Here is a 7,058-nt window from a genome sequence, read left to right on the forward strand (position 1 = left end):
CGGCAAGCCGCTCGATCACGGTCTTGTCGAGTTCGGTCGCTTCGCCTTCGGTGACGAATTCGATTGCCTTGCCGGTATCGCGCGCCAGATCGTGGATCAGGCGGCGGAAGCGCCCGAACAACTGGCTGATCGGCACCATGCGCACGAACATCATGGAGTCGCGAAGCTCGGACGACAGCCGTTCGATCTCTTCGGCGACCGAGCGCAGATTGGCATCGCTGGTTGCCAGCGAAACCTGCTTCAGCCGCGACTGGGCGATCATCAGCTCGCCGACCTGATCGAGAAATTCGTCGAGCCGCGTCGCCGGTACGCGCACGGTCTCGCTGGCCAGCGGCAGGCGGGCTTCGAATTTTTCGGGCGGCGGTTCCGGCGGGGGCGCGTTGCCGCTGTCAACCGGGATCGCCGCGTGCGACGGTTCCTCTTCGATTGCCAACGTCATGTCGTCGAGGACAAAGATAAAGACGTCCTCGATCGCCGAGCGGGGCTGATCGGTCTTCAACACGACCTGCCAACCGAGATGACATTCGGTCGGTGCCAGCGCCGGAAGCTCGGGAATGGAATCAGTCAGCGCGACGACTTCGGCCTCGCCCAGGCTGCGCAATTCGTCGAGCAGCGACAGCGGCCGGGTTCCGTTGACCAGGCAATCCGCCGGCAGCGAGAAACGAATGCGCCAGGTCTTCGAAGGGCACGGGGTTGGGGGGGCGGCCTCGCTTTCCTCCTCCGTAGCCTGGCGCAAACTGGTGAGAAGCGTTTCGCCGTCGCCGGCCTCGGCATCGGGACGAGCGGCGAGTGCGCGCATGTGATCGAGCGCCGCCAGCACGGCCCCGATCAGCTTCGGGGTCGCAACCGCCTCGCCTTTGCGCACGCGATCGAACGCCGTTTCGCAATGATGGGTGAAGGCCGCGAGCGCCGAATAGCCGAACATCGCGCCGGACCCCTTCAGCGTATGCAGGGCGCGAAACACGCGGGCGACAAGCTCTTTGTCTCCGGGATTGCTTTCGAGGTCGAGCAAGCCCAGCTCGATCTGCTCCAGCAGCTCCTGGGATTCGACGCGAAACACTTCCGACGGATCGGTGTTGCTCATCGCGCCAGCACCTTGGTGACGATTTTCGCGAGTTGATCGGAGGCAAACGGCTTGGTGATCCATCCGGTCGCGCCCGCCGCCTTGGCCTGGCTTTTCATGCTGGCCGAGCTTTCGGTGGTGAGAAACAGGATCGGCACGCCAGCGTACGACGGCTTGCGACGCAGTTCGCGGATCATCGTCAGGCCGTCCATCTGCGGCATGTTGAGGTCGGTGATGATGAGGTCGAAGGCGGCGCCGCTTGCTTTCGCGAGTCCATCGGCGCCATGCACCGCTTCGGAAACCGAATGCCCGATGCTGCCGAGCGCGATCTTGACGGCCTGACGGATCGACGCGGAGTCGTCAACTGCGAGAATAGCGGCCATCAGTGTGCCCTCGTCTCATGAAGCCAGAATTCGCGGTCTTGCGCGGTCGAGAGGAAGCCGCCGCGCACCAGGATCTCGTGCAAATCGCCGTTCGCAGGCTGCGCCAGCGCGACGGTCACGCCGGTGGCGGTCGCGAAGCGGCGCGCGGATTCGATCAGCTGCACCAGCGTCAGGTCGGGGTCGGTGGATAGCGCCAGATCGATGCGGATGGATTTGTGTCGCTGCAGCGCCTGCAGCAGCGTGCCGTGGCATTCGCCGATCGCGCGGATGTCGGTCGGTCCCGCAAGTGCAACAATCGCTGGTCGAATCTGCTTCGGCATTTTCGCCCCCCAAAACATCGAACGGCCATGCGGCACGTCTCGAGCCTGGGTAGCGTAAACGCGAGCCTTCAATCGGTAACTAATCGGGCTATAACAGGGCGATATCGCGTTCCGCGCGCTCGCACACAAGATGCGGTCAAATCGTCACAGCACATTGCGTGTATTTTCTCCGGCAACAAATACAACGTGCAGTTCTATTCCTTCTCGCCATCGTGCGAGCACCCACCACCAACGACAGCGTGTCCTTCATGCGAAAATCCGCGCTGCCGTTGCGAAATGTACAACTGTTGTGACGTTGGGATTGCTCCGCGTCCCGTCATGCGTGGGAGAGTTACAGTGCTGTTCCTTCTGGAGGGGCCATATAATTTTGGTTAACGTCGTTCATCAACGCAGCACGAATATGTTGTGTTTCGCGTTGGCCGGGTGCCGCACACACTATTGTGGTTGCGGCAAACAAGTTGTCGCATCAGCGTGGTTGTATTTTGTAGGCGTTATCCAAATGGCCGTCGAATCCAAATCCAGGGACCACAACGCGTCGAAAAAACCCGGGGAGATGGATCAGTACATCGGCAGCCGATTGCGGTTGTGGCGCCGAACCATGGATGTCGACGCTTATGTTCTCGCCTCCCGGATCGGCATCACCTACCAGCAATTGCAGAAGTACGAGAAGGGCCTCAACCGCATCAGCGCCACGCGCCTGTACGCGATTTCGCGCGAGCTGAACGTCCCGATCGACTATTTCTATCATGAGGCGGCATCCCATCGAGCTATGCCCACCGCCTCGCCCGACGGCGAATTCGAAGCCGACCAGCGGCTCATGCTGCTGGCGAACGGCAGTGGCGCCAACCTGCTCAAGTGCTTCGTCGCCATCAAGGATGCCGACGTCCGCAAGGCCGTGCTCAATCTGCTCCGCTCGATCACGACCGACCAGCCCGAAGCGTCGCACGCGATTGCCGCCCTCGAAAGCTGACGGGCAGCGGCCAGGCAGGCGAGCGGGAGCCTTCCCGCCTGGCCCCGTCCGTTTTACGGGACGGAATGCACCGCGCTCCACGCAGTCGCCGGCAAATTCACGCTCGCGGTTTGCGCAGACGCATCGGAAGACTGACCGAGAACGATGTTGTAGGAACCTTCCTTGATCTGCCAGCCGTTGGCCGAGGTCTGATACGTCGCCAACAGCCGCGGATCGACGCTCAAGCTCACGGCGCGCTTTTCGCCGGGCTTCAGCGCCACTTTCGAGAACGCCACAAGCCGCTTGGGCGCTTCCCACCCCATCGCACGATAATCGGCGGGCGCAACATAGACCTGCGGCACCGCCTTGCCGGCAAGCTTGCCGGTGTTCTTCACCACGAAGCTGATCTTGAGCGCATTGCCGTCGCGCACCGCCTTGAGGTCGGACAGCGCGAAGCTGGTGTAGCTGAGGCCGTAGCCGAATGCGAACAGCGGCTTGAAGCCCTTCACGTCGTACCATTTGTAGCCGATCGCAGCGCCCTCGTCGTAAGTGATGCCGGCGGCGTACTTCGCATCGGCCGACATGCTATCGGGAAGGTCGAGACCCGGAATGACCGGATGCGCAAGCTGCTCGTTGCCGGCCGGGAACGAGATCGGCAAATGGCCCGACGGATTGACCTTGCCGGTCAACACGCGCGCAATTGCCTTGCCGCCCGATGCGCCGGGATAGAAGGCGCCGAGCACGGCCTTCACATCGCCGAGCCACGGCATCAGGAACGCCGCGCCGGTTTCCGACACCACGATGGTGTTGGGATTGGCCTTGGCGACCGCGGCGACGAGCTGGTTCTGGTTGCCGTCGAGTTCCAGCACGCCATCGATCGCTTCGCTGTTGAACTTGGTCACGAACACGATGGCGACGTCGGCCTTCTTGGCGGAAGCCACGGCGCGGGCGATGTCCTTGCCCTCGTCGAAGCTGATCGCGGTGTGCGGCAGCTCCTTCTTCAATGCCGCCAGCGGTGCCGACGGGCTGTAATTGACCGGTCCGGGCCAGGTCACCGGCTCTTCGCCCAGCACCGCATTGCCGCCATGCGGCATCACATTGGCCGAACCGCCGCCCGACAGCACGCCCTTGTCGGCATGGCCGCCGATCACGGCAATCGATTTCGCATGCTTCAGCGGCAACAGATTGCCGTCGTTCTTGAGCAGCACCAGCGATTGCTCGGCGGCGTTCTGGGCGACCTGCGCGTCGCGAACGAAATCGATCGGGCCCTGCTCCGGGTCGCCTTCGAACGTGCCGGTCTGATAGAGCCCGGTGAGGATGCGCTTGACCATGTCGTCGAGCCGCGCCATCGGAATCTGGCCACTGGCCAACGCCGGCTTGAACGCCTTCGGCGAGAAATAATCATCGGTCATCTTCATGCCGCAGCACGGATAGCCGGTGAACTGATCAAGACCATTATTGGCGGCATCAACGGTCGAATGCACCGCGCCCCAATCGGCCATGACGTAGCCCTTATAGGACCAATCGTGCTTCAGAACCCGGTTGAGCAGGTAGTCGTTCTCGCAGCCCCAGAAGCCGTTGATGAGATTATAGGAGCACATCACCGAACCGGGTTTGCCCTGCTCGATCGCGAGTTCAAACGCCAAGAGCTCGGACTGATGCATCGCCTCCGTGGAAATCGTGGCATTGACCGTCTTGCGGTGGGTTTCCTGGCTGTTGACTGCGAAGTGCTTGATGGTCGACAGAATATGCATCGACTGGATGCCGCGGATCGCGGCGCCGCCCATCTCGCCGGCCAGCAGCGGATCCTCGCCGACATATTCGAAATTGCGCCCGTTACGCGGTTCGCGCGCGAGATTGACGCCGCCAGCCAGCAGGATGTTGAAGCCGGACTGCCGCGCCTCGCCGGCGACCATGCGTCCGCCCAGTTCGAGCACCGACGGATCGAAGCTGGCGGCCTGCAGCAGCATCGACGGCATCGCGGTGCGGCCCTGGTCGGTATGCACGCCGATGGAGGCATCGGTGAACCACTGGCCGGGAATCTTAAGGCGCGCAATGCCGGGCAGATAGCCGGCCGACGCCGGAATCATCCGCCGGCGGACTTCCGCCTTCAGCGCCGGCGGCACGACATCGTCGGGCGCCTTGTCGAGCGTGTCGGGCTCGCTGTAGCTGAAGATCATGGTGAGCTTTTCGTCGAGCGTCATGGCAGTGACCGCCGCAGCGGCGCGTTCGCCCGCGGGTTTGCTCGCATCCAGCCACGGCATCGGATCGGCACTGGCAGCCATCAACGTGCCGGCCGCGGCGGCCAGCATCCAGCTTTTCAACATCGAGTGTTTCCCTTCCCTTAAATCCGGCCGCTGCGGGCCGTGTTCAACTCAACTGAGCCGCACGTCCAGCCGGCGCACGACACCATTGCGTGCAAAGATGGCGCGACTGGTGTCGGCGTCAAGCCTGAGGCCGGCATGGACGCGGGCAAAACCATCCGCCGCCGCGATTTCGATCTCGCCATCGCCGTCCTCGTGCACCACGACCGGCACCTGGCAGATGGTAAAGGCGAGGCTGCCGGGCTCCAACGCCAGCGACTGCCGGACGCCATCAACGTCGATATAATCGAAGCGGTCGGAGTGCTTGAGGAATTCATCGCGCTTGATCATGGTGGCGGAAAACGCGAGGCAGCCGCCATCGACGCTGGCCCCCATCTCGCCGAACCGCGAGATGACGTCTTCCTTCACCTGCCCCGTCATGCCGGGCTGCTGCACGCCGGCAAACCCCGGCGTGTGCGAATAGGGATCGAGCGGCACGGCGCCGTAAACGGCCGGCGACTTATGGGTGCCGAGGCCGTCGCGGATGTCGAGATAGCGCAGCCGCAGGCGTTCGAGCGAGGTCTTGTCGCGCGTCCGCCACATCATCTCCTGCACCGATACCAGCAGCTTCGACACCATGTGCCAGTAAATGCAGCCGAGCCCCTCGTATTTGTAGAACGAGCCGGAACGGCCGGTGAAGGATTTGTGGTGGAACACCTCTTCGTAGAGGGCGAGGACGCGGGCGTGTTCATCCGACGCCAATTCCAGCGGCTCCAGCGCCTGCTCCAAAACCGATGCATTGGAGAAAGCGGCATTGAAATGGACGACGCCGTTGATGTCGCGGACGACGATGCGGCGGTCGTTGCCCGCAATCATTGCGGTCAGCGTCGGACAGGCCGCCAGACCTTCGGCCGGAATGTTGTTCTTCTCGAAGAAGCCCGGCAGCGTCTTGTCGGGATAGAGCGTGTAGCTGTTCTGGTCGGCGCGATAAAGCTTGCTCGCCCTCAGCGCATCGAGCAGGTCGGCGGCCTCGTTCGGCTTGAGCGCGCCGGAGCTTAGCACCGCAACCTGCCCCTCCAGCATTTCCTGCAACCGCCGCACTGCAATGCCTTCGGCGCCGAACTCGAGCAGATTGTAGGCGTGATAAAGACCGTCGACACGCCGGTTGGCGCGGATCGCATGATCGATATAGGACACCGCGACATCGCACAGCTCGACCAGCGCCGATACCGTCACCGGCGCGGCGCCGCTGAGACCATGCGCATAAACCTCCGCGCGATAGTCGCTGCCGGCCTTCCCCAGCGCATCGAGCATCGCCTTGCGGTCCGCATCCGACAACGTGCCCGCCAGCAGCGGCGCATGATCCTTGAGGATCGCGCACACCCGCGCAAACGCATCAGCGACGGCGGTCGAAACGGCGACGTCTTCACGGCCGGCGGCGAACAGATCGCGCGCGAAGGCGAGAAAGCGGCGCAGATAGCATAGGGTCACCATCGACACGCCGCTGCCGACCAGCGCGTTGTTGGCGTCGTTCCATTCCGGTCGCTGGGTATTCATCCACAAACCGGCGTCGGGCACGAAATTGAACAGCCGCGCCAGGATGACGACGATCAGTTTTTCGGCGAGATTGACCTGATATGGCGAACCGTCTTCGCCCGGCAGCGCCTTGCCATCCGATCCCATCGCCGCCGCCCGCGCGCGGATGACGCGATCCAGCGGCTTGTCGAAATCGATCGTCGCGTGCGGGTCCTTGAGGATTTCCTCATAGGATTTGATGCGATACGGCACGTCGGCATAGGTGAAGACGCGCCGCGCCAACAGGTCGGGCAAGGCTCGCGGCGCGAACTTGTCCGTGACCTCGAGCAGCTTGAGCAGATAGGCGACCTGATGATCGCCCCAATAGCCGATATACGACCACGTATCGTGCGGATCGAGCACCTCCCAATCGAACCCGTCGCGGGTGATGCGATAGGGATTGTAGCCGTCGGCGGTGGAGGCATCGAGGAACTTGAAGATCATGCTCTCGGCGAAACCGGGGAA

5 protein-coding genes and 1 pseudogene are annotated in these 7,058 nt (G+C 62.9%); 1 reads left to right on the forward strand and 5 read right to left on the reverse strand.

Going from position 1 to position 7,058, the window contains the following annotated elements; all coding sequences use genetic code 11:
* The 3 genes from AC1P6P_RS10230 to AC1P6P_RS10240 all read right to left on the reverse strand — a co-directional run.
* Positions 1-1,084, reverse strand: a 1,084-nt coding sequence (locus AC1P6P_RS10230) for an Hpt domain-containing protein (RefSeq protein ID WP_481402338.1), incomplete at its 3' end; no start/stop codon positions are given.
* Positions 1,081-1,449, reverse strand: coding sequence for a response regulator (locus tag AC1P6P_RS10235; protein ID WP_481402342.1), 369 nt, complete (start codon positions 1,447-1,449; stop codon positions 1,081-1,083). The genes AC1P6P_RS10235 and AC1P6P_RS10230, both read right to left, overlap by 4 nt.
* Positions 1,446-1,766, reverse strand: a complete 321-nt coding sequence (locus AC1P6P_RS10240; protein WP_481402339.1) for an STAS domain-containing protein — start codon at positions 1,764-1,766, stop codon at positions 1,446-1,448. Before AC1P6P_RS10240 ends, AC1P6P_RS10235 begins: the two co-directional genes overlap by 4 nt.
* A 598-nt stretch (positions 1,767-2,364) precedes the next feature.
* Between AC1P6P_RS10240 and AC1P6P_RS10245 the strand changes: the two genes are divergently transcribed.
* Positions 2,365-2,736, forward strand: coding sequence for a helix-turn-helix domain-containing protein (locus tag AC1P6P_RS10245; RefSeq protein WP_481402340.1), 372 nt, complete (start codon positions 2,365-2,367; stop codon positions 2,734-2,736).
* Between the two features lie 53 nt (positions 2,737-2,789).
* Here AC1P6P_RS10245 and AC1P6P_RS10250 read toward each other — a convergent pair whose 3' ends face one another.
* Both AC1P6P_RS10250 and AC1P6P_RS10255 read right to left on the reverse strand, forming a co-directional pair.
* Complete coding sequence (locus AC1P6P_RS10250) at positions 2,790-5,042, reverse strand: beta-glucosidase family protein (RefSeq protein WP_481402341.1); 2,253 nt, start codon at positions 5,040-5,042, stop codon at positions 2,790-2,792.
* A 48-nt stretch (positions 5,043-5,090) separates the two neighbouring features.
* A pseudogene (locus AC1P6P_RS10255) lies at positions 5,091-7,058 on the reverse strand (hypothetical protein); the annotation flags it as partial.

Source organism: Rhizomicrobium sp. (assembly GCF_056722145.1).

Bases quoted from the DNA above. Each gene is read 5' to 3' on its own strand.
- AC1P6P_RS10240 (WP_481402339.1), bottom strand. From the start codon at position 1,766: ATGCCGAAGCAGATTCGACCAGCGATTGTTGCACTTGCGGGACCGACC.
- AC1P6P_RS10245 (WP_481402340.1), top strand. From the start codon at position 2,365: ATGGATGTCGACGCTTATGTTCTCGCCTCCCGGATCGGCATCACCTAC.
- AC1P6P_RS10250 (WP_481402341.1), bottom strand. From the start codon at position 5,042: ATGTTGAAAAGCTGGATGCTGGCCGCCGCGGCCGGCACGTTGATGGCT.